This is a genomic window from Affinirhizobium capsici (assembly GCF_977018625.1).
This window is the reverse complement of sequence record NZ_CDRNXD010000004.1, coordinates 132,272-158,765: the sequence shown is the minus strand read 5'-3', so window position 1 is coordinate 158,765 and position 26,494 is coordinate 132,272. Positions and strand designations below refer to the sequence as shown.

General features: G+C 56.7%; 28 protein-coding genes. 7 read left to right on the top strand and 21 right to left on the bottom strand.

What is annotated here, in order from left to right; translation table 11 throughout:
- Positions 1–70 precede the first annotated feature (70 nt).
- On the top strand, positions 71–1,081 hold the full coding sequence (locus tag AC0JZ1_RS04205; RefSeq protein WP_471883349.1) for an ABC transporter permease: 1,011 nt from the start codon (positions 71–73) through the stop codon (positions 1,079–1,081).
- Positions 1,074–1,997 carry an ABC transporter permease gene (locus AC0JZ1_RS04200; RefSeq protein WP_471881183.1) on the top strand — a complete coding sequence of 308 codons (924 nt, stop codon included), beginning with the start codon at positions 1,074–1,076 and terminating at the stop codon, positions 1,995–1,997. Before AC0JZ1_RS04205 ends, AC0JZ1_RS04200 begins: the two co-directional genes overlap by 8 nt.
- Before the next feature lie 390 nt (positions 1,998–2,387).
- Here AC0JZ1_RS04200 and AC0JZ1_RS04195 read toward each other — a convergent pair whose 3' ends face one another.
- Both AC0JZ1_RS04195 and AC0JZ1_RS04190 read right to left on the bottom strand, forming a co-directional pair.
- Complete coding sequence (locus AC0JZ1_RS04195; RefSeq protein ID WP_471881182.1) at positions 2,388–3,398, bottom strand: sensor histidine kinase; 1,011 nt, start codon at positions 3,396–3,398, stop codon at positions 2,388–2,390.
- 311 nt (positions 3,399–3,709) lie between these two features.
- Positions 3,710–4,504: a response regulator gene (locus AC0JZ1_RS04190; RefSeq protein WP_471881181.1), complete on the bottom strand. Its 795-nt coding sequence runs from the start codon at positions 4,502–4,504 to the stop codon at positions 3,710–3,712.
- A 168-nt stretch (positions 4,505–4,672) separates the two neighbouring features.
- On the opposite strand from AC0JZ1_RS04190, the gene AC0JZ1_RS04185 reads away from it, so the two are divergent.
- Complete coding sequence (locus AC0JZ1_RS04185) at positions 4,673–4,855, top strand: NepR family anti-sigma factor (RefSeq protein ID WP_471883348.1); 183 nt, start codon at positions 4,673–4,675, stop codon at positions 4,853–4,855.
- Complete coding sequence (locus tag AC0JZ1_RS04180) at positions 4,852–5,418, top strand: RNA polymerase sigma factor (RefSeq protein WP_471881180.1); 567 nt, start codon at positions 4,852–4,854, stop codon at positions 5,416–5,418. Before AC0JZ1_RS04185 ends, AC0JZ1_RS04180 begins: the two co-directional genes overlap by 4 nt.
- A gap of 8 nt (positions 5,419–5,426) precedes the next feature.
- Here AC0JZ1_RS04180 and AC0JZ1_RS04175 read toward each other — a convergent pair whose 3' ends face one another.
- Entirely contained in the window at positions 5,427–5,768 is a 342-nt protein-coding gene (locus AC0JZ1_RS04175) for a hypothetical protein (RefSeq protein WP_471881179.1), read from the bottom strand.
- 129 nt (positions 5,769–5,897) lie between these two features.
- Here AC0JZ1_RS04175 and AC0JZ1_RS04170 point away from each other — a divergent pair, with 129 nt between their 5' ends.
- Positions 5,898–6,656: a Crp/Fnr family transcriptional regulator gene (locus AC0JZ1_RS04170; protein WP_471881178.1), complete on the top strand. Its 759-nt coding sequence runs from the start codon at positions 5,898–5,900 to the stop codon at positions 6,654–6,656.
- Between the two features lie 54 nt (positions 6,657–6,710).
- Here AC0JZ1_RS04170 and AC0JZ1_RS04165 read toward each other — a convergent pair whose 3' ends face one another.
- The 14 genes from AC0JZ1_RS04165 to AC0JZ1_RS04100 form a co-directional block, all read right to left on the bottom strand.
- On the bottom strand, positions 6,711–7,223 hold the full coding sequence (locus tag AC0JZ1_RS04165) for a Dps family protein (protein WP_471881177.1): 513 nt from the start codon (positions 7,221–7,223) through the stop codon (positions 6,711–6,713).
- A gap of 43 nt (positions 7,224–7,266) precedes the next feature.
- Positions 7,267–7,692 (bottom strand): hypothetical protein, encoded by a 426-nt coding sequence (locus AC0JZ1_RS04160; protein WP_471881176.1) that lies wholly within the window; start codon positions 7,690–7,692, stop codon positions 7,267–7,269.
- Between the two features lie 19 nt (positions 7,693–7,711).
- Positions 7,712–8,038 (bottom strand): ElaB/YgaM/YqjD family protein, encoded by a 327-nt coding sequence (locus tag AC0JZ1_RS04155; protein ID WP_471881175.1) that lies wholly within the window; start codon positions 8,036–8,038, stop codon positions 7,712–7,714.
- A 162-nt stretch (positions 8,039–8,200) separates the two neighbouring features.
- Complete coding sequence (locus AC0JZ1_RS04150) at positions 8,201–9,016, bottom strand: ABC transporter permease (RefSeq protein WP_471881174.1); 816 nt, start codon at positions 9,014–9,016, stop codon at positions 8,201–8,203.
- Positions 9,016–9,966 carry an ABC transporter permease gene (locus AC0JZ1_RS04145; protein ID WP_471881173.1) on the bottom strand — a complete coding sequence of 317 codons (951 nt, stop codon included), beginning with the start codon at positions 9,964–9,966 and terminating at the stop codon, positions 9,016–9,018. The genes AC0JZ1_RS04150 and AC0JZ1_RS04145 overlap by 1 nt, the downstream gene beginning before the upstream one ends.
- A gap of 33 nt (positions 9,967–9,999) precedes the next feature.
- Positions 10,000–11,532 carry an ABC transporter substrate-binding protein gene (locus AC0JZ1_RS04140; protein WP_471881172.1) on the bottom strand — a complete coding sequence of 511 codons (1,533 nt, stop codon included), beginning with the start codon at positions 11,530–11,532 and terminating at the stop codon, positions 10,000–10,002.
- A 95-nt stretch (positions 11,533–11,627) separates the two neighbouring features.
- Positions 11,628–12,380: an ABC transporter ATP-binding protein gene (locus AC0JZ1_RS04135; RefSeq protein WP_471881171.1), complete on the bottom strand. Its 753-nt coding sequence runs from the start codon at positions 12,378–12,380 to the stop codon at positions 11,628–11,630.
- Positions 12,377–13,210 (bottom strand): ABC transporter ATP-binding protein, encoded by an 834-nt coding sequence (locus AC0JZ1_RS04130; protein ID WP_471881170.1) that lies wholly within the window; start codon positions 13,208–13,210, stop codon positions 12,377–12,379. Before AC0JZ1_RS04130 ends, AC0JZ1_RS04135 begins: the two co-directional genes overlap by 4 nt.
- Positions 13,207–14,139 (bottom strand): ABC transporter permease, encoded by a 933-nt coding sequence (locus AC0JZ1_RS04125; protein WP_471881169.1) that lies wholly within the window; start codon positions 14,137–14,139, stop codon positions 13,207–13,209. Before AC0JZ1_RS04125 ends, AC0JZ1_RS04130 begins: the two co-directional genes overlap by 4 nt.
- Complete coding sequence (locus AC0JZ1_RS04120; RefSeq protein ID WP_471881168.1) at positions 14,136–15,203, bottom strand: ABC transporter permease; 1,068 nt, start codon at positions 15,201–15,203, stop codon at positions 14,136–14,138. The genes AC0JZ1_RS04125 and AC0JZ1_RS04120 overlap by 4 nt, the downstream gene beginning before the upstream one ends.
- A gap of 11 nt (positions 15,204–15,214) precedes the next feature.
- Positions 15,215–16,858, bottom strand: coding sequence for an ABC transporter substrate-binding protein (locus AC0JZ1_RS04115; RefSeq protein WP_471881167.1), 1,644 nt, complete (start codon positions 16,856–16,858; stop codon positions 15,215–15,217).
- A gap of 53 nt (positions 16,859–16,911) precedes the next feature.
- Positions 16,912–17,958, bottom strand: coding sequence for a dipeptidase (locus AC0JZ1_RS04110; protein ID WP_471881166.1), 1,047 nt, complete (start codon positions 17,956–17,958; stop codon positions 16,912–16,914).
- An 83-nt stretch (positions 17,959–18,041) separates the two neighbouring features.
- The gene (locus AC0JZ1_RS04105; RefSeq protein ID WP_471881165.1) at positions 18,042–18,716 is read right to left on the bottom strand and encodes a phosphoribosyltransferase; all 675 of its coding nucleotides are present in this window, start codon (positions 18,714–18,716) and stop codon (positions 18,042–18,044) included.
- A 13-nt stretch (positions 18,717–18,729) separates the two neighbouring features.
- Positions 18,730–19,647, bottom strand: coding sequence for a LysR family transcriptional regulator (locus AC0JZ1_RS04100; protein WP_471881164.1), 918 nt, complete (start codon positions 19,645–19,647; stop codon positions 18,730–18,732).
- Between the two features lie 98 nt (positions 19,648–19,745).
- Here AC0JZ1_RS04100 and AC0JZ1_RS04095 point away from each other — a divergent pair, with 98 nt between their 5' ends.
- Together AC0JZ1_RS04095 and AC0JZ1_RS04090 are read left to right on the top strand one after the other, a co-directional pair.
- Positions 19,746–20,933, top strand: a complete 1,188-nt coding sequence (locus AC0JZ1_RS04095; protein ID WP_471881163.1) for an acyl-CoA dehydrogenase — start codon at positions 19,746–19,748, stop codon at positions 20,931–20,933.
- Between the two features lie 196 nt (positions 20,934–21,129).
- The gene (locus AC0JZ1_RS04090; protein ID WP_471881162.1) at positions 21,130–22,566 is read left to right on the top strand and encodes an NAD-dependent succinate-semialdehyde dehydrogenase; all 1,437 of its coding nucleotides are present in this window, start codon (positions 21,130–21,132) and stop codon (positions 22,564–22,566) included.
- Between the two features lie 80 nt (positions 22,567–22,646).
- Here the strand turns inward: AC0JZ1_RS04090 and AC0JZ1_RS04085 are convergent, their stop codons facing one another.
- The 4 genes from AC0JZ1_RS04085 to cysP form a co-directional block, all read right to left on the bottom strand.
- Entirely contained in the window at positions 22,647–23,669 is a 1,023-nt protein-coding gene (locus tag AC0JZ1_RS04085; protein WP_471881161.1) for a sulfate/molybdate ABC transporter ATP-binding protein, read from the bottom strand.
- 3 nt (positions 23,670–23,672) lie between these two features.
- Positions 23,673–24,557 carry a sulfate ABC transporter permease subunit CysW gene (gene cysW, locus AC0JZ1_RS04080; RefSeq protein ID WP_471881160.1) on the bottom strand — a complete coding sequence of 295 codons (885 nt, stop codon included), beginning with the start codon at positions 24,555–24,557 and terminating at the stop codon, positions 23,673–23,675.
- Positions 24,558–24,561: 4 nt separating this feature from the next.
- Positions 24,562–25,383, bottom strand: a complete 822-nt coding sequence (cysT, locus tag AC0JZ1_RS04075; RefSeq protein WP_471881159.1) for a sulfate ABC transporter permease subunit CysT — start codon at positions 25,381–25,383, stop codon at positions 24,562–24,564.
- Between the two features lie 76 nt (positions 25,384–25,459).
- Complete coding sequence (gene cysP / locus AC0JZ1_RS04070; RefSeq protein ID WP_471881158.1) at positions 25,460–26,440, bottom strand: thiosulfate ABC transporter substrate-binding protein CysP; 981 nt, start codon at positions 26,438–26,440, stop codon at positions 25,460–25,462.
- Positions 26,441–26,494 lie beyond the last annotated feature (54 nt).

Below are 26,494 nucleotides of genomic sequence, written 5' to 3'. Positions count from 1 at the left end.
TCGGATGAAACCCAGCCCCCGCTTGCGGGGGCTGGCCATCTTTTTCTTCGAGAACCTGGAGACGCAATTCATGTTTACCTACACGATCCGGCGGCTGATGTTTGCCGTGCCGACGCTGCTTGTCATCAGCTTCGTCATTTTCGCCCTACTCGATCTCGCCCCCAATGATCCCTTGGGTGAAATGCCACTGACCATTCCGCCGGAAGTTCGCGAACAGATCCGCGCCTCCATGGGTCTCGATCAGCCCTTCCTCATCCGCTACCTGCATTGGCTTCACCAGTTCTTCATTAACGAGCCACTGAACATCGTCGAGCAATTGACCGGCATGACGGTTGGCGATGGCCAGCGCATGCGGGTTCTCTCCTGGGCCACGCGGAGCCCTGTGGTGGATCTGATCGTGCAGCGTTTGCCGCAAACCCTCTGGGTGGTTGGCATGGCCTATGTCCTGGGTATTCTGATCGCCATTCCCATTGGTGTCATTTCCGCCTATCGGCAATATTCGATCTTCGATCAGATCGGCACCTTCGTCACCATGGTCGGCTATTCCGTTCCGACCTTCTTCACGGGTGTCGTGCTGATCGTAATCTTCTCGTCCTACCTGCAATGGTTCCCGTCAATTTATGACACGAACCTGGTGGTCAATGATTGGTCGAGTTTCCTGCAGCAGGTGAAGCAAATGGTGCTGCCAGTCACGGTGCTGGCCCTCTACAATGCCTCGCAGATTGCCCGCTTCGTGCGCGCTTCGATGCTGGATAATCTCAGCCAGGATTACGTGCGCACGGCACGCGCCAAGGGCGTGAAGGAGAAGGTCGTTCTTCTGGTGCATGTTTTACGCAACAGCCTCATCCCGGTGGTCACGGTCATTGCGCTTGGCGTCCCGACCATCTTCTCGGGCGCTATCATCACCGAGCAGATTTTTCGCGTCAACGGGCTTGGCCAATTGCTCATCACGGCGGTTCAAGGCGCGGATATTCCGCTGGTGCAGACACTCACCTTCATCTTTGCCGTGCTGATCGTACTCTTCAACCTGATTGCCGACGTGCTCTATGGCATCCTGGACCCGAGGATTCGCTATGACTGATATCGTCCTCACCACACCTGCCGCTGCAGCTGCAGCTGACACAACAACGCCCTTCGGCATGTTCTGGCGCAAATTTCGCCGTCACAAGGGCGGGGTCGCGGGCCTCATTGTCTTTATCGCCATCGTTCTGATTGTCTACATCGGCCCGCTGATCCATACCATCGATCCGAACAAGATCGATATCCGCGCCAAGAACAAGGGGCCTTCACTCGCTCACCCATTCGGCACCGATAATCTCGGCCATGATATGCTGGCACAAGTGATGGCGGGGGGGCAGATTTCGCTTGCCGTCGGCCTCACCGCCATGCTGCTGGCATTGCTGCTTGGAACGCTTGTGGGGGTTCTCTCCGGTTATTTTCGCAGGCTCGATGGGTCCTTGATGCGCCTCACCGACCTTTTCCTCGCCCTTCCCCTTCTGCCGCTGCTTCTCGTCATCATCATGCTGTTTCGAGATACGTTGAGGGGTGCCTTCGGGCCGGAAACCGGCATTTTTATTCTGATTGTTTTCGTGATTGGCGTAACAAGCTGGATGCACACGGCCCGCATCGTGCGCGGCGATGTTCTGGCGGTCAAATCTCAAGAGTTCATCACGGCGGCAAAAAGCAGCGGCATGCGGGAATACCGTATCGTGCTGCGTCATATCCTGCCAAATGTGTTGAGCTCCATCATGGTTTCGGCAACGCTTGGGATCGCCTCTGCCATCATTACCGAATCCGCCCTCTCCTTCCTTGGCCTCGGCTTTCCGTCAGACTTTCCAACCTGGGGACGGCTGCTGTTCGATGGAGCAAACTTCCTGCAAATCACCCCGTCGCGTGTCATCTGGCCAGGACTGGCAATTTCCTTGACTGTGCTCAGCGTCAACTACATCGGCGATGCCATTCGTGACGCCTTGGATCCGAGGACGCAAACACAGTAAAAAAAACAAGCCACAAACTTTTTCTCGATTTTTTTCTGAACCCCCGGAACCTAATTCCGGCCCGCCCGTTCTTAGGATATCTGGAAGCGCCCCCGTCCCCCGCCCTTCAAGCTTCCAGATAAACTCTTCATCCCCCTCGAAGAGACCAACGGTCTCGGCTTCGCAAGAAACCGAGACCGTTTCTTTTTGTTCCCTCATCAAACTTGATGCTTGCTAAAGCAATTCCAGGAAAAGCGCGTAGCGGTTTTCCGTCCGGAAATGCGTGAAAACAAAGACTCAGGCGCCTCAATATTTCCGGGAAACAATGAAACGCTCCAGCAAGCGCATGAAAAAACCCGCTCAGTTAAATCTGAAGCGGGCGCACTTGCATGTCGTTTCTGGCGGAAGCAATTATTCCGAGGCGTGCTCCAGCGGGAACACAAGACTGTAGCTGATGCGGTCGGCTGTGATCGTATATCGTGCCTTGCCGTTGACGGAGGCCGGCACCACGCGTTCAAGCACGGTGCTACCAAAATTGGCTTTCAGGTTGTCGCTGTCGCGGGGGTCTGCATGACGCACCAAGCTTGGCAGGCCCTCCTCCCAGCGCACTTCAAGCGAATCCTGGCCGTTTGCCTGCACACGTTGGCACGTAACCGAGATGGCGCGACCGCTTTTTGCCAGTGAACCGTGGCTCACGGCGTTGACGATCAACTCGTGCAGCGCCAGACCAAGATGCAAGGAAGCATTCGGGCTCAAGAGCACATTGTCGCCCTGGATTTTCACCAGTCGCGACTTCTCCGGAAGGTACTTGTCCGTCTGCTGCTGAACGAGATCAAAGAAATAGGCTCCGCGCCAGCTGGAATCCGTGATCAGGTCCTGCGACTGCGAGAGTGAATAAAGACGCCCACGGAATTTGTTGAGAAACACATCAAGCGTGACCGAGTAGCGCGCGGTTTGCAAGGCAATGCTTTGGATGATGGCGAGAAGGTTCTTCGAACGATGGCTCACCTCTCTCAGAAGCGCTCGCAGCAACCGCTCACGGTGGCGCTCCTCGGATCGGTCGACAATCGTGGTGATCAAATGAACGTCGCCACCGCGGCGGGCAATGGCCTGCACGCGGAATTCGTAGACCTCATCGGAATTGACGGTAAACTCAATATGACCCTTCTGGCCATGCTCGGTAATGCCATCCTTTAAAAGACGCAGCTTGCCGGCGATGTCATCACCAAACAGGCCACGGTCAGACGGCTGTTCGCCAAGCCCCTCGGACCAGATGGTCGGAAGATTGGTTACGAATAGATAATTTTGATTGAGATCCTGGATGATCACGCTGGCACCAAGGTCCACCAAGGCGGGCATGAAGAAATCACGCAGGGCCTCGCCGTTTTCACCAGCTTGCTGCCATGTCAGCTGATGCGACAAGAATTTACTCCGCCATTCCCTGTGGGGCCATAGACAACACCCTTGTTGCTACCGCCGCCAACGCTGCGCCCGTTATAGGCCCTAAGCCCTTCGGTCTCAATCCGATAAGCCATGAATAACCAAATTCCGCCAGTCTAATTATTGCCCGCGCGGTTCGCACGAGCGGGTAATTTTAAAGAACAAAAACTTTGGAATTGGCCCGTTTAAGAGCCAAGACTGCTTCCCCCAAAGGGTTCGCGGCGGAAAAACGATAGAACCGCCGCGAAGGTTCCGCAGGATTGCTCCAATACGAATACTACGAGACGAATTGGTTAAGCAGCAGCCTTAACGGCCTCATTGAAGAACAGCGCCTGGCTGATGAGCGCCTTTACCATGTCCGGGTTGAACGGCTTGGTAACGAGGAAGGCAGGCTCCGGGCGCTCGCCGGTCAACAGACGTTCCGGGAACGCTGTAATGAAGATGACCGGCACATTGGATGACTTGAGAATTTCGTTCACGGCATCGATACCGGAACTGCCATCCGCAAGCTGGATATCGGCGAGAACCATCTTCGGGTTCGAGCTCTGGAACAGGGCCACAGCTTCCTTGTGGGTGCGGGCGATGCCCGTAACGCGATGACCAAGATCCTGCACCATCTGCTCGATGTCGAGCGCGATCAGCGGCTCGTCTTCGATGATCATGATGTCGGTCGCAACCTGACGAGAAATTTCGCGCGACGCCTCATCAAGCAGACGGGCAACCTCATCGACGCTTACGTCAAGAATTTCGGAAGCCTCTTCCATGGTGAAGCCTTCAACAGACAGCAGCAGGAAGGCATGACGTGCCTGGGAAGGAAGGCTCGCAAGGTTGGCAACCGCTCTTTGCTCCCATGCGAAAGGAGACTCGATTGGTCGGATCTCGATCGAGGTGGAACCAAAAATTGCGACGAAGAGTTTGTACAGCGAAACACGGTCTTTTGACGTTTCCGGAAAAATGGAAACATCGGCAATCAAAGCTTCCAAGACCGCTGCGACATATGCGTCACCTGAGGTCTGCGAGCCGGTTACAGCGCGGGCGTAACGGCGCAGATAAGGAAGGTGGGACGCAACGCGAGTGGTAAGTGACATTCAGAATCTCCCCTGATGCCCAGCGGGCAATGAACGTGGTATAAACACCAATGTAGAAAAAAAGTTCCGACTTGGGGAACTTTTTTTGCATTGGCGCATTTTCATAAAACAATACCGCAACAGGCTGCCTGCGTGATGAGTGACGACAAATCCAGAAAAAAAGATGATATGAACACAGCACAATCGAGCAATTTCAGGCCGGGCGCCGCGTCACCGAACGCTTCGATTTCCCGTAAACTTCGGGAATTTTATGATGCTGTTCAGGAAGAAGGCATCCCGGATCGCTTCATGGACCTGTTGGAACGCCTTGAAGAGGCGGAGAAAAAATCCAAGTCGGTGAACCCGAAATGACTGTCGAAAAAGACGATGCCGACCGCGCATTCAAGCGAGACCTCCTGTCTTCCCTTCCGAATTTGCGCGCATTTGCCGTTTCATTGACCGGTCGCCACGATAAGGCGGACGATCTGGTCCAAGATACGATCATGAAGGCCTGGGCCAACCAGAAGAGCTTCACCGCCGGAACGAACATGCGCGCCTGGCTGTTCACAATCCTGCGCAACGAGTTCTACAGCCAGATGCGCAAACGTGGGCGTGAGGTTCAAGACAGCGATGGTCTGTTCAGCGAACGCTTCTCCGTTCACCCTGAACAATATGGCCGTCTGGATCTTCAGGATTTCCGCAAGGCTCTCGACACCTTGCCCGACGATCAACGTGAAGCAATCATCCTGGTGGGTGCGGCCGGTTTCGCCTACGAAGAGGCGGCGACGATCTGCGGCTGTGCTGTCGGCACAATCAAGAGCCGTGTCAGCCGCGCGAGAACCAGACTTCAGGAATTGCTCGGTGTTTCCGGCGAAAGCGATTTCGGTCCAGATCCTGGTGATGCCGCCATTACCGCACGCGCCTTCGGTAGCTAACGCCGGGTTTATCCGAGCATGAGGCCTACAGCCTCAATGAGCTTTTCATCATCAAACGGTTTCAAAATCACTGGCACTTGGGGAAAACCCGGAACGCCGGAACGATGACTGCTGTCTACCGAAGAAAAAACGAATCCAGCGCCTGCGCCCATCAGGCGCTGGATTCTCTCCCCCAAAACAGCGTCGACCAATGCAGCATCCACAACCGCGACATCAAAGTCCGCTGATTCCAGAAATTTTTCCACGTCCCGCGGCATGCCAATCTCCACCGGGCAGCCGAATGCATCTCCCAGAACCTGCTCTGCTTCAAGGGCCACCAGGTATTGCGTGTCGATGACCAGCAGCCGCAATCGCGCATTCCTCATTGAAAGAGCTTATGGCGTAGATCACTTCATGTGGCTGTGGGTCATTTAAAAAAGACACAGCGGAACCCAAAATCTTGGATAATATGAAAACCGGCTGGATGAGAACGGTTCCCAATGATTCATACGAAGACCTCAAGCGCCTCGCGTACACCCTGTGAACTTTGTCCATTGCGCAGTCGCCCAACCTTTCGCGATTTTGCACCTGAAGAACTGTCTTTCGTTTCATCCTTCAAGATGACAGAATTGCTGGTTGAAGCCGGATCTCCCATCATTGTGGAGGGTGAACGTCATCCACAGCTATACACAGCGCTTGGCGGTTGGGGTTTTCGCTACAAAATTCTGGAGGATGGCCGGCGCCAGATCCTGAATTATATCTTGCCTGGCGATCTTATAGGCCTCCAGGGTAACCTGATGTCGGAAATGCTTCACTCGGTGGAAGCACTGACTCGCATGACACTATGCATATTCGAGCGAGAGCGCCTGACCACTCTCTTCCGCAATCACCCGCCGCTCGCCTATGACCTCACCTGGATTGCCTCGCGCGAAGAATCGATGCTGGATGAGCATCTTCTGTCCATCGGTAGACGCACCGCATTGGAAAGAGCCGCCTATCTCCTGGCATTTCTGAATCATCGCGCCAAGGTAACAGGGGTATTTACGGCTGACGGCCCAAAAGTCTTGCCACTGACACAGCAGCATGTGGCCGATACGCTTGGTCTCTCGCTCGTTCACACCAACAAGACACTGAAGCGACTGTCCGAAATGGGATTGGTTCGTTGGCTTGATCGTGGGTGTGAGGTTCTCGACATGCGAGGCTTGCTCGACATCGCCGGATGGCAACCGGCACCCGAAGGACTTCGCCCTTTCATTTGAACAGGAAAAGCGCCGCAGTTTCCCGCAGCGCTTCACGATTGATGGGTATGGAGCTTATTCTGAAACGATGGCGCGGAGCATCCACAAAGCTTTTTCGTGGAAAGTCAGGCGATCGGTCAGCATATCGGCGGTCACGACGTCACCGGCCTCATCGGCCTTTTCAGCCGTCTCGCGCATCGTCTTTACCGCGGCTTCGTGATCGGCAACCAGATCGTTTACCATATCAACCGCTGTCAGCTTGCTGACGTCATTGGCTTTTGGTGCAAAGCTGGCAGCCTCACCGAGTGTTGCCGGGGCAAGATGGCCGAGTGCACGAATGCGTTCGGCAATGATATCCGCCGCACCAAACAAAGCGTTGTAATGCTCCTCCGTCAGTTCATGCAGAGGCTTGAACAGCGGACCAACGACATTCCAATGATAAACGTGGCTTTTGATGGTCAGGCGGTAGGTTGCAGCCAAAATCTCGGAGAGGTTCTTGGCAGCGTCGGCACGATACTTCTTTTCCAGGCCGATGTTGATGTCTTCATCGTGAGACTTCGGCTTCAAAACAGAGGATGCATTAGCCATTTCAGCGTTTCCTTTTTCTGGTTTCATCCGCCGAGGACGCCTGTCAGGCATCCATATCCGGGTCGTCGTGCCTGCCACCCAGCAGCTTTAGAGCCACCAGACCCACCCCGCCTGAAATCGCAGCAGCCATCAGCGGCTTCGATTTCATGAGAAGCGGAAGTGCTGTGACAGCCGCTGTCAGCATCATCGCCCGGCTGCCTGCCGCGGCTTCGCGTCGCTTTTTCTCATCCGCGCGGTTTTTGAGCACCACGAAAAGGATCATGATAAGCGCGATGACGATGGAGGCAGCAGCGACGATGCCGAGCGCTTCAGCAAGGCTCATCATTGTGGCAAGCCATACCGCAAGCGCAGCAATTCCGGCACCGTAGGCAGTCAGCAAGAACAGACCGACAAATGCATAAACAATGACGTTGCGCTTCGTGCGCTGTGCGAAACCTTTCACATCAGCCGCCAGAAGCGACGCCAGCAAGGGCGCCAATCCGCCCATATCAGCGACGTGACAGAAGTGCGAACAGGAAACCGATGCCAGCCGCAATGGCGACAGACTGCAAGGGCTTCGTGCGGATCTGACGCTCAAGATCCTTTTCCATGGACTGGAACTGAAGCTTGGCGGAATCGAGTGCCTGTTGAGAAGCATCCATTGCTTCGTGCGAAGCGCGACGTGCCTTGTGCTTCAGGTTATCAGCCTTGTTCGAACCTGCCGTGGCCACCGAACGTGCCAGAGACGCAATATCTTCGCGCAGCTGTTGCAGCTGGCGCTCGATATCTGCCTGTGAACCGGTACGCGTGAAATCATTCGGTGAATCCATGGACATCATCGTCTCCTAGCTAAGTAAACCGCGATTAGAGGGTAACACGACGTGTCAGCGCTCCCCCTTCTGGATGGCAGCCCCGCAAGCTGCCCTCTTCGCGCCGACAACGGCTATGCCGCCATTTTGTTCCTTAGCAGACAGGCAACAATGTCGCCTTGAGCGGAATCAATGGGAACGAGGATCAAGAAGGTCGCGCAATCCATCGCCCAGCATGTTGAAGCCGATCACGGCAAAAGCGATGGCGAGACCCGGGAAAGCCGCAAGCCAGGGCGCTTGGGTCAGATAGGTTTGCGCATCGAACAGCATCCGCCCCCAGCTTGGAGCGGGCGGCGGCATGCCGAGGCCCAGAAAGCTCAAGCCCGCTTCGGTCAGAATGGCGAGACCAAGCTGCACGGCGGTCTGAACAATGATCTGAGGGGCAATGTTGGGCAGAATATGCACGCAAGTGATACGAGCGCGGCTTCGTCCCATGCCAATGGCTGCGGTTACATAATCGCGCGTCCAGATCTGGCGGGCAGCTCCAAGCGTCATGCGGGCAAAAACAGGCACCATGAAAACCGCAATGGCAATGATGGCGGTGAACCGGCCTGCCCCCATGAAGGCAGCCAGCAGCATGGCTGAGAGAATTGGCGGAACGGCAAAGATAATATCAAGGCTGCGCATGACCAGAACGTCTGTCCAGCCGCGCACAGCCGCCACCAGCACTCCGATTAATGAGCCGAGACTTGCGCCGAGAACAACGGCCAGAACCGAAGTCGAAAGCGAATTCCACGCGCCGACCATCAAGAGCGAGGCAAGATCACGCCCGAATTGGTCCGTTCCCAAAAGCCCGTAAGTCAGCGGCGGACGAAGCTTCTGCATGATCTGCATCTTGGTCGGTACGGCAGGAGTCCAGATCAGCGACACCAGCGCAATGAACAGCAATACCCCGACGACAAGACAACCAAAGACGAGCGCGGGATGGTGAACCAACCGCCGCATCAACGCACTCTTTGCCGCAAACGCGGATCAAGAACGAGGTAGAGCATATCGACCAGAAAGTTCATCAGGATTACGAGGCTCGCGAAAAACAGGATGACATTCTGCAGAACCAGCACATCCCGCTGCGAAAGCGCCTGGTAGGCAAGTCTTCCCAGGCCCGGCAGGTTGAAGACATTCTCCACCAGAACCGCACCTGCAATCAGGAAGGTAAACTGAAGACCAAGAATGGTCACTATCGGCACCAGCGCATTGGGTAGCGCATGGCACCAGAGCGCCCTTCGATTGGATAGACCCTTTGAACGGGCCGTGCGCACATAATCTTCGGAAAGAACTTCAAGCACCGAAGTGCGCGTCACCCTCGTCAACACACCGGCTTGAGGCAGGGCAAGCGCCAGCGCTGGTAGCAGAAGCGCCTTCATCGCTGCCAAACCTCCGGCATTCCAACCGGGAAAACCTCCAGCAGGCATCCAGCCCAATGTGACGGAGAACAGCATCACAAGCAGAAGGCCAATCCAGAAACCCGGAACCGCGATAAATATTTGCGATACAAAGCCCGCCGCGAAATCCACCCCGCTGCCGGAGCGGCCAGCCGAAACCACGCCAAGAGGAATGGCGATGAGCAGGGAGAGAATGATCGCCATCAGCGCCAGGGGCAGAGTAACGGTGAGCCTTTCGCCGATCAATTCAGCCACCGGGACGCCATAGGTATAGGAGGTCCCAATATCGCCAGTCAGCGCACGTATCAGCCATTGCAGGTAACGCACGGGCAAAGGCTGGTCGAGGCCGAATTGCTTTTGCAGCGCCGCCAGCGTTTCAGGCGTAGCGGATGTTCCGAGCATCACCGACGCCGGATCGCCCGGCAGTAGCGCCATAACCACAAAGAGCAACAGCGACACGACCAGGAGCGTGACAATGAGACCGGCGAAACGGCGGGCGATGAGCGCTATCATTGCAACCGCTTTCGAGGCAGGACAGGGTTCAAATTACTCCACCCACTCCACGCCGCTCAGAACGTTGGAAGGAATAGGTTCATGGGTCCAAAGACCCTTCAACTTCTTGTTCCACACCCCAAGCTTTGGCATGACGAAGAGGTAGAGCGCTGGCACATCTTCCGCCAGAATCTGCTGCGCCTCGCCATAAAGCTTGGCTTGGCTTAGCTCATCCGTCGTGGCATCCACCTGCTTCAGAACCTCATTGAAAGCTGGGTTCTTGTAGTTGAAGTAATAGGGATCACGCGAGTAGATATCGATATCCATCGGTTCTGCATGGGCAACGATGGTCATCTCGTAATTGCCCCCCTTGAACACATCGGAAACCCACTTCGCGGGAAACTCGGTCGTCTCGATGGTTAGCGTGACGCCAACCTCTGCAAACATGGCCTGTAGCATTTGCGCACTGCGCTGGGCATAGGCCATTTGCGGCGCCTTGATCGAGAAAGACAGACCACTGCCATAACCTGCTTCAGCCAAGAGCGCCTTTGCCTTTTCCGGGTCATACGGGTGGCGGCTAGTCAGATCAACATAACCTTTGTCATTCGGCGTATAATGGCTGCCAATCGGCGTGCCAAAACCGGACCATGCGCCTTCGATCAGCGTCTTACGATCCACCGCCATCATCAATGCCTGGCGCACGCGCTTGTCATCGAAGGGCTTGCGCGCATTGTTCATGCCCGCGACCACCTTCATCTCGGTGTTACCGATTACGGTGACGAGGTTTGCGTCATCCTTGAAGCTATCCATTAGCTCCGGGGCTGCAAATTCCGGGAAAGCATCGACATCGCCGGATTTAAGCGATGCTGATTGCGCCTGCGGATCGTTGATGAAGCGGAAGGTGACCTTCTCCAGCTTGGCCGCGCCCTCACGGTTCCAGTAGTTTGCGTTGCGTTCCAGTTGAACGGCAGATCCCTTGATCCAGCTGACGAACTTGAATGGGCCGGTGCCAACCGGCGTGGTCTTGTTTGCATCCGCCGTTTTCGGCGACACCATGACGGAAGATGGCCAACCGAGCCAATAGAGCAGATTGCCGGTCGGGCTTTTCAATTTCACGATAAGCGTGGAAGCATCCGGTGTCTCAACTGCATCGACAGAGGAGAAATAGCGCTTTTGCGGGTTGACTGAATCCGCTGCACGCGCCCGGTCGATTGTGAATTTAGCGACCGCGCTGTCAAAGGGGGAGCCGTCGTGGAAGGTGACGCCTTCGCGCAGCTTGAAGGTATAGGTCAAACTGTCCGGCGAAATCGTCCAGCTTTCGGCCAATTGCGGCTGCACCTTGCCTTGCGCATCAATGGTCGTCAGGCCTTCGAAAATATTCTGCCATGTCACCTGTCCGATTGCGACGGGGGCGCCAGCAGTTGGGTCCAGTCCAGCCGGTTCGATGGTCATTCCAAGGGTCAGAGTCGTCTTTGCAGCCGCGTGAGCAGACAGGGGGCCTGCAAATGCAGCGACCAGCGCTGTACCTAGAATAGCCCGGCGCGTGCGGTGAAGCCTTGCGGAAGAAAGCAAAGACAGAAGCGACATATACAATACCCCGATGCAGCACCTCCCCTCGATTGGGGAGGATGCTATTTATGCGAGATGACATTTCGTTGCACGAAAAAGAGAGTAACGGGTTCTCAGTTTCGCCGGAAGCCCTCACTCGCCACCAGCAGTTGGCGCGTATAGTCTTGCGAGAACTGGCGATTTTCCAGCGCTTCCACAGCCACAGTCTCCACCACCTCGCCCTTGCGCATGACGGTAAGCCGTTCGCACATGTGGCTGATGACACCCAAATCGTGGCTCACCATCACGAAGGTCAGGCCGCGATCCTTGCGTGCCTGCTCCAGAAGGTTCAGAATTTCCGCCTGAATGGAAGCGTCCAGTGCCGAGGTTGGCTCATCCAGCAACAGGATTTTTGGCTCCAGGATCAGGGCGCGCGCAATAGCGATACGCTGACGCTGTCCGCCAGAAAGCTGATGCGAATAGCGGAAACGGAACCCAGAGCCGAGCCCCACTTCATCCAACGCACGGGCAATACGGGCATCCACGTCGGTAAATCCATGGATCGCCAGCGGCTCCAGCAACAGACGATCCACCGTCTGGCGCGGATGCAGAGAACCATAGGGGTCCTGAAACACCATCTGCACCGTGCGATAGAACTCCTTGTCCCTCTTTGTGCCCGAATAGCTCCGGCCCGCGACGGTCAGAGTGCCGGATTCGAAAGCATTCAGACCGGCAACCGCACGGAGAAGCGTTGATTTACCGGAACCGGACTCTCCCACAATGCCGAAGGATTCGCCCTCGTTCACATCGAGCGTGACGTGGTTCAGCGCCACGAATTCATCGAATGTCACGACCATGTCGCGAACGGAAAGTGCCGTGCCTGTCATTGCGCCCACTCCGCCTTTCGCTCCAGAACCGGCAGCGGGTGACGATGAGTTCCAATGGTCGGCAGGCAATTGAGAAGCCCCTGTGTGTACGGATGCTGGGCCGCGTGCAGATTGGCTGAGGGTAGCTCCTCCACCACCCTGCCCGCATACATGACGAGAACGCGGTCGCAAAAAGACGAGACGAGCCGCAAATCATGGCTCACGAAGATCAGGCCCATGCCGCGCTCGCGCACCAGCTTGTCCAGAATATCCAGAACTTCCAGCTGCACCGTCACATCGAGTGCGGATGTCGGCTCGTCGGCAATTAACAGTTCCGGGCCGCAAACCAGCATCATGGCAATCATGATGCGCTGGCCCATGCCGCCGGATACCTCATGCGGATAAAGGCCAAACACACGTTCCGGGTCGCGGATCTGCACGGCTTCCAGCATGGCAAGCGCCCGCTCCCGTGCTTGGGCTTTGGATACACGCTCATGCGTCTTCAGCGTTTCCATGATCTGCCGACCAATCGGCATTACAGGATTGAGCGAATATTTCGGGTCTTGCAGGATCATGGCCATGCGCTTGCCGCGCATATCCCGCCGTTCCTTTTTGGATGCGGTCAGCAGGTTCGTACCATCGAAGTCCAGCCTGTCAGCCGTGATGCGCGCCTGCGCCGGGGTGAGCCCCATGATGGCCCGGCCGGTCTGAGACTTGCCGGAGCCGGATTCGCCAACAATGCCCAGTCTTTCGCGCCCGAGCGTGAAGGAAACACCACGCACGGCATTGACCTCCCCGGTTCTCGTGGGAAAGGTCACGCGCAGGTTTTCAACCGTCAGAAGTAGGCTCATTGTCCAGCCTCCTTGGGGTCCAGTGCATCGCGAAGCCCATCCCCCAGTAGGTTGAAGCCAAGGCTGACGATGAGAATGGCAAAACCCGGCATGGCCGCCACCCACCATTGATCGAGAATGAAGCGACGACCCGAAGCAATCATCGCACCCCATTCCGGCAGCGGCGGCTGGGCACCAAGGCCAAGGAAGCCAAGCCCGGCAGCCGTCAAAATAATTCCCGCCATATCGAGCGTGACACGCACGATGAGCGAAGAGGTGCAGAGCGGCATGACATGGCGCAACACGATGCGGAAGGGAGAAGCCCCCATCAGCTTCACCGCCGAGATGAATTCCGAATGGCGGAAGGTCAGCGTTTCAGCACGGGCGATACGCGCATAGGGCGGCCAGGAGGTAACCGCGATGGCAAGAATGGCATTCTCAATGCCGGGGCCGAGTGCCGCGACGAGCGCCAGTGCCAGGACCAGTTTCGGGAAGGCGAGAAAGATATCGGTAATGCGCATCAGAACAGCATCTACCCAGCCGCCTGCATAGCCAGCCACTGTGCCGACCAGCAGGCCGATGGGGGCGGCAATGACCGCGACCAGCACTACCACCATTAGCGTAAGCCGTGAGCCATGGATCAGGCGAGAAAGAATATCGCGGCCCTGATCGTCTGTTCCAAGCAGGTAGCCATCGGCTCCCGGCGGCAGCAGGCGGGCATTGCGCAGATCGCCGATCACCGGATTATGCGGCGAAATGACATCGGCCAGGGCCGCAACTACGATCAGCGCCAGAATGATGAAGAGGCCCAAGAGCGCCAACCGATTTTCGGAAAATCGCCGCCAGATCACATAGGCGCGGCCAAGCTGGGCCTGCCGCCGTGTCGCGGGGCGGTCGGAAAGCAGCCATTCACGGCTATAGGGTTTCAGTGTCGTCTCAAGACTGGTCATCGGCTGCGCGTCCTTGGATCGAGCGTCCGGTAGAGCAGATCGGACAGCAGATTGATGGTGACGAACACGGCACCCACAACAATCGTGCCACCCAGCACGGCGTTGATATCCGCGTTCTGCAGCGAATTGGTGATGTAGAGGCCAAGCCCCGGCCAGGAGAAGATCGTTTCCGTCAGCACGGAACCTTCAAGCAGACCGGCATAGGAGAGTGCAATGACGGTAATCAGCGGCACTGCAGCATTGCGCAGCGCGTGAAACCAGATGATCCGCGCTTCGGAAAGCCCCTTGGCACGCGCTGCCACCACATATTCCTGTGCCAGTTCATTCAGCATGAAACTGCGCGTCATGCGGCTGATATAGGCCAGCGAGAAATAGCCGAGTAGCGCGGCGGGAAGAATGATGTGGCGCATGAGATCCCAGAAGATATCCCACTCGCCCTGCATAACGGCATCCAGGAGGAAGAAGCCTGTCGTCGAGGTGAAGGTATATTCATAGGCAATGTCGATCCGGCCTGGATAAGCCACCCAGTTCAGCTTCGCATAAAACAGGAGGAGCGCCAGAAGCGCCAACCAGAAGACCGGCACGGAATAGCCGATAAGGCCCACCACGCGCACGATCTGATCGATGATGCTGCCGCGCTTCACCGCAGCCAGCACACCCAAAGGCACACCAAAAAAGGCACCGATCAGCGTTCCAACCGTTGCCAGTTCCATGGTGGCAGGAAACACCCGCTTGATATCTTCCATCACCGGATTGGTGGTGAGCACGGAGGTACCGAAATCGCCGGTCAACACCTGCTTGATATAGATGAAAAACTGCTGCCAGAGCGGCAGGTTCAGTCCAAGCTCCTCGCGCACACGTTCCACCACATGGGCAGGGGCACGATCGCCGACAATCGCGAGCGCCGGGTCGATGGGGATCACCCGACCGATGAAAAAGGTGACAGCCAGAAGGCCGAGGAACGTGGTCAAAACCGTTACCGCAAAACGCAGAACGGCCCCGACCGCACGGGTGTTACGACGCCGCCTCAGCCGCGTCGCCCCGCTTGTTTCAGGAAGCGTCAAGGAACTGGTCCCTATTCCTTGGACACCGTATAGACGAAGTTGGTGTCAAAGCTCGGACCAAGCTTGAAACCTTTCAGCTTCTTGGAATGGCCAGCCACTTCAACCTGCTGGAAGATGATGAGGAACGGGCTCTTGGCCAGCACTTCCTTCTGCAGGTTGCGGTAGATTTCGGCGCGCTTTTCGGTGTCCTTTTCAAGCAGTGCTGCCTGCGTCTGCTTGGTCAACTCCGGCACGTCCCAGGCATTGCGCCAGGCCAGCGTCTTGTTCTTGCCTTCGTCGGAATTATCCGGGTTGAAGGTGAAGGTTTCAGCATTGGAATTCGGATCGAAATAATCCGAACCCCACTGGCCGATATACATATCGTGCTGGCGCGCGCGATACTTGGTCAGCGTCTGCTTGCCATCGCCTGGAATAATTTCAAGCTTGATACCAGCCTGCGCCAGCGTCTGCTGGAATGCCTCGGCAATGCCGGTCACCGGCTGCGTGTTGCGCACATCCATGGTAACGGTGAAGCCATCCTTCAGGCCAGCCTTAGCCAGCAGTTCCTTGGCCTTGGCAACATCGAGCTTGTAAGGCGTATCGGACAGTGCACCCAACTGGCCTTCCGGCAGGAAGGTCTGGTGAACCTTGCCAATGCCGTTGATGATCGTCGCACCAATCGCGTCGTAATCCATCAGGTACTTGAAGGCTTCTGCCACTTCCGGCTTGGCCAGATTGGCGTTTTTCTGGTTGAGGCTGATGTAATAGACCGTGCCCTTGGGTGCGGAAACCGTGCCGAGGTTCTCCTTGGAGGCAATCGCCTTCAAATCGTTCGGCTCAAGGTTGCGCGCAACGTCAATATCGCCATTTTCCAAGGCCAGACGCTGCGAAGCGCTTTCCTTCATGTAGCGGTAGATGACGCGCTTCAGCTTCGGCTTTTCGCCTTGGAAATTCGGGTTGGCTTCCAGAACGACAGCTTCGTTTGCCTTCCAGGTCAATACCTTGAAGGGGCCGGAACCGGCAAAACCAGTCTTCAGGAACTCGTTGCCGAAATCCGTGTCATATTTGTAGTCGTTGGTCGGCTTCATGGGCTTGGCCTTGGCCATCACCACTTTTTTGTCGACTACTGAAGCAACCGTTGCTGTCAGCACGTTCAGGACAAAGCTTGGTGCGTAAGGCTTGTCGACCGTCAAAGTAAAGGTTCCGGCATCGACTGCCTTTGCCTTCTCGGCCACGTTATCGCCCTTCAGACCGAACTGGGTCAGAAGGAAAGCAGGGGATTTGTCGAGCTTGATCGCGCGCTCAAACGAGAAAGCCACATCTTCCGCCGTAATCGGATTGCCGGAGGCAAACTTCAAATTCGGCTTCAGCTTGAAGGTATAGGTCATCCCATCATCGGAAATGGTCCAGCTATCGGCAAGCTGCCCGATCACCTTCGACGTATCGCTTGGGTCAAGCGTCACCAGCTTCTCATAGGTGTTGGCCGTGATTTCCGCCGTGGAAAGCTCGAAGGCCTCACCTGGGTCAAGCGTGATGATGTCGTCGATCGCAAAACCCTCGACAAGGGTATCCGCAGGTGTTGCGGCAAAGGCATTCGGTGCGGAAAGCATCATCAGCGAAAGGGCTGCACTGGCACCCAGAACTCGAAGGCTGCGATTGAATGCGTTCATGGTCATTGTTCCCCTTGTCTTTGTAGACAGCAGTGTTTTTTGGATCGATCCGAAGTGGCCTAGCGCCACGTTTGGTTGAAGATTCTCAACCAGTTAGTGCGGCACAGCTTTATTAGATCATCCTGACCGTATCCCGCGTTTTTGAGGGCCGCAACCAGTTTCTGATTGCCCGCTGCATCATGAATTTCTTCCGGCACGGTTGCGCCGTCGAAGTCCGATCCAAGCGCCACGCAATCAATGCCCATACGCTCCACCATGTAATCGATGTGGCGCACCATCAGGTCCAGTGGTGTACGGGCATCGTCCCGGGCATCGGGCCGGAGCATCGTAACCGCATAGTTCAGCCCGACAAGACCCTTTGTCTCGCGGATCGCATCCATCTGTTTATCGGTGAGGTTGCGGGCTACCGCAGTCAGCGCATGAACATTGGAATGACTGGAAACCAGCGGATTGGCAGAGGTTTTCGCCACATCCCAGAAGCCTTTTTCCGTAATGTGGGCAAGATCGATCACGATGCCCAGTCGGTCACAGGCGCGAACAAGATCAAAACCCGCATTGGTAAGACCCGGTGCTGTATCCGGCGACATGGGATAGGCAAACGGAACACCGTGGCCGAAAATATTGTGGCGGCTCCAGACAGGGCCAAGAGAGCGCAAGCCAGCTGCATGAAACACATCCAGCGCTGCAAGGTCCGCTCCGATGGCCTCACAGCCTTCCATGTGCATGACGCAAGCGAAAATGCCGTCACGCATGGCGGCTTCAATCTCCGGCACGGTGCGGCAGATTGCCCAAGCCTTGGCGCGGTCGAGTTGAAGCGCAATCGAGAACTTCTCAAGCGCAATATCCAGAGAGGGTGTCCGTTCCAGCGGTGCGGCCAGCGGGGTCACGTAGTGACCGTTAAGATCCGGCTCCTGCAGGATCAGATCACCCGATGGAATATAAATGGCACAGAGGCCACCCGCCAAACCACCAGCACGTGCGCGCGGCGCATCAATGTGTCCTTCGCGGGTTCCCTCAACGAACTCCCGCACAGGATCGCCGCCATTGCGCAGGGTGCGCCACAGCCGCAGCAAAACGTCGTTGTGGCCGTCGAAAACTAATTCCATCAGGATTTTCCGCATGTTCGATCAAGGAAAGATGCGGCGATCCTAATGGGATAAAGCCGAACCGCAAGGCAAAAAGTGCCGCATCAGACCCAAGCGTCAGTTCCTGACCGTGTAAGCTTCGGCGTTTCGAAAACGCCCCTGACAAGGGCAATCCACTTCGGGTCGAGTGCCGCAAGCGCTTCCTCCCAGCGTCTCGTTTGCAGCATGGCGGCGCCAATTGCCACCGGCTCCACGCCAACTGCACCGAGCAATGAGAGGCCCGCGATTATAGACGTTCCACTTGAAAGCACGTCATCCACCAGCGCCACGCGCCGCCCTTCCAGAAGAGGCAACATGCGTGGATCAATGTAGAGCCGCTTTACCTGTTCCGGCGTCGTGATGGATGAAATGGGAACCGAAAGTTCATCCCGATACCAGAATTTTCGGGAATTGCCGCAGGGCACGTAGCGGGAATGGCCGAGCTTGCGCGCCACCTCTGCCGCCAAGGTCAGCCCCAGTGTTGGCAGGCCAACCACGACCTCTACATTCTCTGTGGCAAGCTGGCCCGCCAGATCCTCTGCCAGCGCATCCAGCACGGCAAACGAGGCTTGATTGACGATGAGCGAGGCGAGCGCATGGACGCCATCGTTGAGGGGACGAATGGGAAGGCGCAATTGCCTGCCGTCTCTCAACCTCGCAGGGTAAAAGCCTTCATAGGGTCCAGCTTGCGGAAACGTGCCGGGGGCATGAAGCTCCTGCCAGAAATCATGGGGCTGCATTGTCGATCCCTGCTTATGCGTAGAAAGGTTCATTTCGCCAGCGGCCGACCTCTTCGATCAACCAATTGCGAAAGAGCGCAACGGGGCGAAAATCCATCTTGGTGATAGGGGCTGCCAGATAATACGAGCTTGGGCTGCGGACCTGCTGCGGATAGGCCTGCACCAGGGTCCCGGCAGACAGTTCCGCCTCGATCAGAAACAGCGGCATGAGCGCGATACCGAGACCGGCGCTGCATGCCTGCGCTACGCTTGAAAATTGCTCGAACCGCATACCAGGCGATGGGACTGCTGTCACACCCAGCGTCTCAAATAGATGCGTCCAGGCACCGGGGCGAGATGCCATATGCAAAAGCGGCACGGTCGTGAGATCGTCCGCCTGATTGATAGGATTTTCACGCAAAAATTCCGGGCTGCATACGGGCGCGACCATCTCATCCATCAGGAACGTACATTCCGCACCCGGCCAGTTCGGTTGGCCGATGTGGATGGCGACATCCAGTCCATCCTGCTCGAAATCGAAGATGCCAATGCGGGTTGCGAAATTGAGCGTGATTTCCGGATGGGCGGAGACAAAACGCGGGATGCGCGGCAAAAGCCAGCGGGTGCCAAAGGTTGGAAGCATCGCCAGATTCAAGGTGTCGCCATGCCGTTTGGTCATGGCCTGAAGCGAAGCGGTGCGGATTTGCGAGAGTGCCGCACCGATGGCTTTTGCATAGGCCCGGCCCGACTCCGTCAGGGAAACGCCACGACTGCTGCGCTCGAACAAAAGAATGCCAAGCTGCTCTTCCAGGCCGGAAATCTGGCGGCTGATAGCCCCTTGCGTGAGCGCAAGCTCATCTGCGGCAGCAGAGAAACTGCCAAGTCGTGCAACAGATTCAAACGCCGCAAGCGCGCTGGTGGAGGGAAGAAGCCTTCGGCTGAGATTGCTCATGCCCCATTCCTATATCTCATATCAACGTGAGTAAACTGCGCTTTACCGGCATTTGCCCATCCCCCATAGTGCCACCAACAGTTTTTGGAGATTTCGACATGAGCGACCGCGCGGCTTTCAATTGGGCAGACCCCTTCCTGCTGGACGACCAGCTGACGGATGACGAACGGATGATCCGCGATACGGCAGCAGCCTTCGGCAAAGCCGAGCTTCTGCCCCGCATCCAGGAGGCCTATCTCAGCGAAACGACCGAACCGGAACTCTTCCGCCTGATGGGCCAGACAGGTCTTCTAGGGGTCACACTGCCGGAGGAATATGGCGCAGCCAATGCTTCTTACGTCGCCTACGGTCTGGTTGCCCGCGAAGTCGAGCGCATCGATTCCGGCTACCGTTCCATGATGAGCGTGCAATCCTCGCTCGTCATCTATCCGATCTATGCCTATGGTTCGGATGAGCAGCGCAAGAAATATCTGCCGGGCCTCGTATCTGGTGAACTCATCGGCTGTTTCGGCCTGACCGAGCCGGATGCCGGTTCCGATCCCGGCGGCATGAAGACCCGCGCCGAGAAGATCGAGGGCGGCTATCGTCTGCGCGGTGCGAAGATGTGGATTTCCAATGCGCCGATCGCAGATGTGTTCGTCGTTTGGGCGAAGTCCGAAGCCCACAATAATGAAATTCGCGGCTTCGTGCTGGAAAAGGGCATGAAGGGCCTCAGCGCACCGAAGATCGGCGGCAAGCTTTCGCTTCGCGCTTCAATCACCGGCGAAATCGTCATGGATGGTGTGGAAGTTTCCGAAGATGCGCTGCTCCCCAACGTATCCGGCCTGAAAGGACCGTTCGGTTGCCTCAACCGTGCCCGCTACGGCATTTCCTGGGGTGTCATGGGTGCGGCAGAAGATTGCTGGTTCCGCGCCCGTCAATACGGTCTGGACCGCAAGCAGTTTGGTAAGCCGCTGGCTGGCACCCAGCTTTTCCAGAAAAAGCTTGCCGATATGCAGACCGAAATTGCGCTTGGCCTGCAAGGATCGCTTCGCGTTGGCCGCCTGATGGACGACCACAAGATGGCCCCGGAAATGATTTCCATCGTCAAGCGCAACAATTGCGGCAAGGCGCTGGATATCGCCCGTCAGGCCCGTGACATGCACGGTGGTAATGGCATCCAGATCGAATACCACGTCATGCGCCACGCTCAGAACCTGGAAACGGTCAACACCTATGAAGGCACGCATGATGTTCATGCGTTGATCCTCGGCCGCGCCCAGACCGATATTCAGGCGTTTTTCTGATTTGTGCCTTGAGATGCGATCCTACGACGGCGGCTCCCAGGGCCGCCGTTGACGTTATTAAGTATTACTTTTAGAGCCTGCTGTTGATTGTCACGCTCCGATGTCTTAACTCAGGAGCCGAACCTTCCTGAGCCGCTTCTCTTCAAGCTTGGCTACCCTGCCTAAACGCGGCTTCGAACGCGAAAATGAGGTCAAAATGCACACTTATCCCGACGTAAAACTTTTCATCGCAGGCGAATGGCGCGATGCCATTGGTGGCAAAACCATTCCGGTTGAAGATCCTGCAACGCAGGAAATCATCGGCAAGATCGCCCATGCGGAAAAGGCTGACCTCGACCTCGCGCTGGAAGCTGCCGACAAGGGCTTCAAGATCTGGCGCGACACCTCCGCTTTCGAGCGTTCAAAGATCATGCGCAAAGCCGCTGACCTGCTGCGCGAGCGTATTGATTACATCGCTTGGCTGATGACGCGCGAACAGGGCAAGCCAATTGCCCAGTCCAAGGGCGAAATCATCAACGCTGCCGACACCATTGACTGGTTTGCCGAAGAAGCACGCCGCACCTACGGCCAGATCATTCCAGCCCGTTTTGGTGGCGTTGCCAACATGGCCGTCAAGTTCCCGGTTGGCCCCGTCGCAGCGTTTACGCCTTGGAACTTCCCGATCAACCAGATCGTGCGCAAGCTTTCTGCTGCTGTGTCCGTTGGCTGCTCCATCATCGTCAAGGCACCGGAAGAAACGCCAGCCTCCCCGGCCGAACTCATTCGCGTCTTCGTGGATGCCGGCATTCCGGCTGGTGTCGTCAACCTCGTTTACGGTGTGCCAGCAGAAATCTCCGAATACCTGATCCCGCATCCGGTCATTCGCAAGATTTCCTTCACCGGCTCCACGCCTGTCGGCAAGCATCTCGCAGCGCTCGCTGGCAAGCACATGAAGCGTGCCACCATGGAACTCGGCGGTCATGCACCAGTCGTCGTGTTCAACGATGCGGATCTGGAAAAGGCTATCGAAGTGTCAGCCGCTGCCAAGTTCCGCAATGCCGGTCAGGTCTGCGTGGCTCCGACCCGCTTCCTCATTCAGGATGGCGTGGCCGACAAGTTCATCGATGGCATTGTGAAATATGCGGAAAGCATCAAGGTCGGTAACGGTCTCGAAGGCGATACCACCATGGGCCCGCTGGCCAACGAGCGCCGCATTCCGGCCATGGAAGACATGATTAACGATGCCGTTTCCAAGGGCGCTGTTCTTAAGACCGGCGGCAAGCGCATCGGCAACAAGGGTCACTTCTTTGAGCCAACCGTTCTCACGGACGTTCCGACCTCGGCCAAGATGATGAACGAGGAGCCCTTCGGCCCCATCGCCATCGTCAACCGCTTCTCAACGCTTGATGAGGCACTGGAAGAATCCAATCGCCTGCCCTTCGGCCTTGCATCCTACGCCTTCACGGGCTCGGTCAAAACCGCTCATGCGCTCGGCCAGCGTCTGGAAGCAGGCATGCTGACGATCAACCACAACGGCTTTGCAATTCCGGAAGTGCCGTTCGGCGGCATCAAGGATTCGGGCTACGGCACTGAAGGCGGCTCGGAAGCTGTTGCAGCCTATCTGGAAACCCGCTTCGTCACTCAGATGAACTGATCTGATTTGAAGACAAAGAAAAAGGCGTCGGGAAACCGGCGCCCTTTTTTGTTAGGCAGTTTGAAACACTGCTTCTGCGGTTAGGCCAACGAAAACACCTTTGCCCGCCGCACCGTCACATATCCGCTCTGGCCAGCCACCACATCAATCTCAGGCTCGACATCGAACTCCAGCGTCTCGCCCTTGGCAGTCACGGCCACGACACGCCGTTCACCGGGTCGGTCCAGCACCCGCTGGACGGTCGCCTCGACCCCCGGCCCGACGCTGGACCATTCCAGATCACGCGGACGGGCATAGATTTCCGCGGGGCCATCGATAAGGCCGCGAGCCGCAACTTCCGAACCACCTGCTCGCGCAACCCCGTTTTGCACCTCTCCAGTCAGCCGATTGGCATCGCCCAAAAACTTGAGCACGAAGGCATCCTTCGGATCGCGGCAAACCTCCTGGGGCGTGCCTTCCTGAACAATTTGGCCTTCCTTCAAAATGACGACGCGATCTGCCAGATCAAGCGCCTCTTCCTGATCATGGGTAACAAAAATGGTGGTGATGCCGAGTTCCTGATGGATCTCCCGCAGCCAGCGGCGAAGGTCGTGGCGCACATTGGCATCCAGCGCGCCAAAAGGCTCATCCAGCAGCAGCACTTTCGGGTCCACGGCGAGCGCCCGCGCCAGGGCCACGCGCTGACGCTGACCGCCAGATATCTGTCCGGGAAAGCGGTCGCCTAAGCCTTGCAGCTTTACGAGTGAGAGAAGCTGCTCAACGCGGGCCGTGATATCCGCCTTGCTGCGCTTCACTTTCGAAACGCTCATGCCGAAGCCGATATTTTCCGCCACCGTCATATGCGGAAAAAGTGCGTAATGCTGGAAGACGAAACCGACCCCGCGATCCCGCACAGGGATATCGGTTGCGTCCTGATCACCGAAATGGATTTGGCCGCCATCAGCATATTCGAGACCGGCCACCATGCGCAGGATGGTTGTCTTGCCAGAGCCAGAAGGACCAAGAAGCGCGATCAGCTCTCCACTCTTTACGGTGAGTGAAACGCCGCGTACCGCGCGGAACGTATCGAAGGTCTTGATGACGTTATCGAGGCGAATTTCCATGGTTCAATGTCCTGTCGGTACGGCTTCGGTGGCTGCGAGCTTGCGGCGGCGTCCCGCACCGCGACGCTCCAGCGCCACTTTGGCAATGATGGTGAAGACGGCGAGAAGGGCCAGTATGGAAGCGGAGGCGAAGGCACCTGCTGCCTGATAATCGTGGTAGAGCAGTTCGATATGCAGCGGCAGCGTGTTGGTCTGGCCTCGAATATTGCCTGACACAATCGACACGGCACCAAACTCGCCCATCACGCGGGCGTTGCACAGCACCACGCCGTAAAGCATCGCCCATTTCACATTCGGCAATGTCACTGAGAAAAAGGTTTTCCAGCCAGAAGCACCGAGCGAGGTGGCCGCCTCCTCAAGATCCCGCCCTTGAGCCTGCATCAGCGGGATCAACTCGCGCGCTACAAAGGGTGCTGTAACGAACATCGAAGCCAGCACAATACCCGGCAGCGCAAACAGGATCTTGATGTCGTGCGCATCAAGCCAAGGGCCGAATACGCCTTGCAGGCCATAAACGAAAAGATAGGCCACACCCGCCACGATGGGCGAAACGGAAAACGGAATTTCGATCACCACCAGCAGCAGGCGCTTGCCCCAGAAATCGAATTTGGTGATGGCCCAGGCTGCAGCAACGCCGAAGGCGGTGTTAAGCGGCACGGCAATCAGCGCCGTCAGCACCGTCATCATAATGGCATGGCGCGTATCGGAATGTTTCAGCGTGCCAATATAGACGTTCCAGCCCTGTTTGAAGGCTTCGTGGCCGATAACAAGCAGCGGCGCGAGTATGAGAAGCGCGCCGAGGATCAGCACGAGGCCAATCAGAACCCGGCGAAAGACAGGGCCATCACCCACGCGCGGCGGTTTTCTGGATGGAATAGAATTGCTCATGGCCTCAGCCCTTCACCGTGTAGCGCAAGGCGCGGGACTGCAGCCAGTTCGTCACGGCCAACATGGCGAAGGCCGTAAATAGCAGAACGGAGGCAATCGCTGCTGCCGCCTGATAATCATATTCTTCCAACCGGATGAAGATCAGCAGTGCCGTGATTTCCGTGCTCATCGGCTGGTTACCCGCGATGAAGATGATGGCGCCGAACTCGCCAAGCGACCGCGCAAAGGACAGCGAAAGACCTGCCAGCAGAGCCGGTGTCAGCAGAGGAAGGATGACCTTGCGGAAGATCGCCCAATCCGAGCCGCCAAGTGATTGCGCCGCCTCTTCCAGCGCTGGATCAAGATCCTCCAGCACCGGCTGAACGGTTCGAACGATGAAAGGCAGACTGGTGAAACACATGGCAATCATGATGCCGATGGGCGTATAGGCGACCTTGATGCCCGCATCGGAGAGAATGGAACCGAACCAGCCATTGTTCGAAAAAAGCGCAGTAAGCGAAATGCCCGCGACCGCAGTTGGCAGGGCAAAGGGCAGATCGACCATGGCGTCGACAATCCGGCGACCTGGAAAGCGATAGCGTGTCAAAACCCAGGCGAGCGCCAAGCCGAAGACAAGGTTGAACACGGTCGCAGCAAGTGCCGAAAGCGCCGTCACCCGGTAGCTTGCAACAGCACGCGGCGACGAGACAATGGACCAGTAATCGGAAAGACCGAGGCTTGCCGCCTTGAAAACCAGTGCTGCCAGCGGCAGCACGACAATCAGACCGACGTAGAAAAGAGTGATGCCCAGCGAGAGATGCAAACCGGGCAGAACATTGCGTCTCACGATGCGCTTCCTGTTATAAACAGGCAAACCCGACGGTCATATTACCGCCGGGTTGCCATTTCCTTGGGAGGAGAAATCAACGGCTGCCGTATAGCGTGTCGAGAATGCCGCCGGAAGCGAAGTGTTCTTTTTGAATCTTGTCCCAGCCACCGAAAACGTCATTCACATTGACCAGACGTATTTCCGGGAAGTCGCTTTTGAATTCAGCCGCCACCTTTTCATTGTGAACGCGATGGCCGAACTGGGCTGCAACCCGCTGACCCTCTTCGCTGTAGAGAAAGTTCAGGTAGGTCTTTGCAAGCTCTTCCGTGCCATGCTTTTTGGCAACCTTGTCCACCACGGCAACCGGGAATTCAGCCAGCAACGATACGGACGGAATGACACTCTGCACCTTGTCCGCACCATATTGCTTGGCAATGCCGCGCGTTTCTGCCTCGAAGGTAATCAGCACGTCACCTGTTTCGCGCTCCACGAAGGTTGTCGTCGCAGCACGGCCACCCGTATCGAAGACAGGCACGTTGTCGAAGATCTTCTTCACAAAGGCTTCGACCTTCTCCTCATCGCCATTGAAAGCTTCCTTGGCGTATGCGGTAGCGGCCAGATAGGTGTAGCGCGCATTGCCGGAAGTCTTGGGGTTCGGGAAAACAACCTTCACATCATCGCGGATCAGATCGTTCCAGTCCTTGATATTCTTCGGGTTGCCAGCGCGCACAAGGAAGGATGGGAAGGAATAGAAGGGCGAAGCATCGTTTGCAAAGCTCTTCTGCCAATCTTTGGAAACGAAGCCCTGTTTTACCAGAAAATCGATATCCGTCACCTGATTGAAGGTTACGACATCCGCTTCCAGACCCTCCACAATCGCGCGTGCCTGTTTTGAGGTACCGGCATGGGATTGATCGATGGAAACACCCGGATGCTGCTTGATGAAAGCCTCGTTCTCGGCGGCGAAAAGCTCTCGCGCCACATCGTAGGATGCATTGAGAAGCTTCTGCTCGGCCATGGCAGGGGCTGCGAGAAGGGCAGCAAGCGCGGTGCCGAGGATTATCAGGCGTTTCATTCCACTCTCCGGTGCATTTCACTGAATGACCGAAGACTACGAAATCCCTCACCT

What these genes read in the sequence shown, in the direction of transcription:
- AC0JZ1_RS04125 (WP_471881169.1), bottom strand. Translation starts at nt 14,139, where the DNA reads ATGACCAGTCTTGAGACGACACTGAAACCCTATAGCCGTGAATGGCTG.
- AC0JZ1_RS04100 (WP_471881164.1), bottom strand. Translation starts at nt 19,647, where the DNA reads ATGAGCAATCTCAGCCGAAGGCTTCTTCCCTCCACCAGCGCGCTTGCG.
- AC0JZ1_RS04170 (WP_471881178.1), top strand. Translation starts at nt 5,898, where the DNA reads ATGATTCATACGAAGACCTCAAGCGCCTCGCGTACACCCTGTGAACTT.
- AC0JZ1_RS04185 (WP_471883348.1), top strand. Translation starts at nt 4,673, where the DNA reads ATGAACACAGCACAATCGAGCAATTTCAGGCCGGGCGCCGCGTCACCG.
- cysW (WP_471881160.1), bottom strand. Translation starts at nt 24,557, where the DNA reads ATGAGCAATTCTATTCCATCCAGAAAACCGCCGCGCGTGGGTGATGGC.
- AC0JZ1_RS04190 (WP_471881181.1), bottom strand. Translation starts at nt 4,504, where the DNA reads ATGTCACTTACCACTCGCGTTGCGTCCCACCTTCCTTATCTGCGCCGT.
- AC0JZ1_RS04135 (WP_471881171.1), bottom strand. Translation starts at nt 12,380, where the DNA reads ATGACAGGCACGGCACTTTCCGTTCGCGACATGGTCGTGACATTCGAT.
- AC0JZ1_RS04180 (WP_471881180.1), top strand. Translation starts at nt 4,852, where the DNA reads ATGACTGTCGAAAAAGACGATGCCGACCGCGCATTCAAGCGAGACCTC.
- AC0JZ1_RS04155 (WP_471881175.1), bottom strand. Translation starts at nt 8,038, where the DNA reads ATGTCCATGGATTCACCGAATGATTTCACGCGTACCGGTTCACAGGCA.
- AC0JZ1_RS04130 (WP_471881170.1), bottom strand. Translation starts at nt 13,210, where the DNA reads ATGAGCCTACTTCTGACGGTTGAAAACCTGCGCGTGACCTTTCCCACG.
- AC0JZ1_RS04110 (WP_471881166.1), bottom strand. Translation starts at nt 17,958, where the DNA reads ATGGAATTAGTTTTCGACGGCCACAACGACGTTTTGCTGCGGCTGTGG.
- AC0JZ1_RS04165 (WP_471881177.1), bottom strand. Translation starts at nt 7,223, where the DNA reads ATGGCTAATGCATCCTCTGTTTTGAAGCCGAAGTCTCACGATGAAGAC.
- AC0JZ1_RS04105 (WP_471881165.1), bottom strand. Translation starts at nt 18,716, where the DNA reads ATGCAGCCCCATGATTTCTGGCAGGAGCTTCATGCCCCCGGCACGTTT.
- AC0JZ1_RS04150 (WP_471881174.1), bottom strand. Translation starts at nt 9,016, where the DNA reads ATGCGGCGGTTGGTTCACCATCCCGCGCTCGTCTTTGGTTGTCTTGTC.
- AC0JZ1_RS04200 (WP_471881183.1), top strand. Translation starts at nt 1,074, where the DNA reads ATGACTGATATCGTCCTCACCACACCTGCCGCTGCAGCTGCAGCTGAC.
- AC0JZ1_RS04090 (WP_471881162.1), top strand. Translation starts at nt 21,130, where the DNA reads ATGCACACTTATCCCGACGTAAAACTTTTCATCGCAGGCGAATGGCGC.
- AC0JZ1_RS04115 (WP_471881167.1), bottom strand. Translation starts at nt 16,858, where the DNA reads ATGACCATGAACGCATTCAATCGCAGCCTTCGAGTTCTGGGTGCCAGT.
- AC0JZ1_RS04205 (WP_471883349.1), top strand. Translation starts at nt 71, where the DNA reads ATGTTTACCTACACGATCCGGCGGCTGATGTTTGCCGTGCCGACGCTG.
- AC0JZ1_RS04095 (WP_471881163.1), top strand. Translation starts at nt 19,746, where the DNA reads ATGAGCGACCGCGCGGCTTTCAATTGGGCAGACCCCTTCCTGCTGGAC.
- AC0JZ1_RS04085 (WP_471881161.1), bottom strand. Translation starts at nt 23,669, where the DNA reads ATGGAAATTCGCCTCGATAACGTCATCAAGACCTTCGATACGTTCCGC.
- AC0JZ1_RS04145 (WP_471881173.1), bottom strand. Translation starts at nt 9,966, where the DNA reads ATGATAGCGCTCATCGCCCGCCGTTTCGCCGGTCTCATTGTCACGCTC.
- cysP (WP_471881158.1), bottom strand. Translation starts at nt 26,440, where the DNA reads ATGAAACGCCTGATAATCCTCGGCACCGCGCTTGCTGCCCTTCTCGCA.
- AC0JZ1_RS04140 (WP_471881172.1), bottom strand. Translation starts at nt 11,532, where the DNA reads ATGTCGCTTCTGTCTTTGCTTTCTTCCGCAAGGCTTCACCGCACGCGC.